The following is a 251-nucleotide window of genomic DNA, read 5'->3' as shown; positions in this document are numbered from 1 at the left end:
CTGCAGGGCGATCGAGTACGAGACGATATCCGTGTAGCAGCCCGCGCGTTTGACTGCCCGCGGCTCCGTGCCGAATGCACTGAAGCCCAGCGATTCGTACAGCCCGCGCGCGGCAGCGTTGTCCGCCAGCACCGTGAGGGTGAGCGATTCAATGCCTTCCGCGCGCGCAGCCGCGAACGCGGCAAGAAGAAGCTGACGGGCGATACCCTGGCCACGATGGCCAGCATCCACGTGGACACTGTGCACTTCCG

At 65.7% G+C, this 251-nt stretch carries 1 protein-coding gene; it reads right to left on the bottom strand.

Annotated features, from left to right (window positions below; translation table 11 throughout):
* On the bottom strand, positions 1–251 hold a 251-nt coding region (locus AN944_RS21180; protein ID WP_144430249.1), incomplete at both ends, for a GNAT family N-acetyltransferase.

It is taken from the genome of Shewanella sp. P1-14-1, from assembly GCF_001401775.1.
Taxonomy (GTDB): Bacteria; Pseudomonadota; Gammaproteobacteria; order Enterobacterales; family Shewanellaceae; genus Shewanella; species Shewanella japonica.
This window is presented reverse-complemented; position numbering and strand designations above follow the sequence as displayed.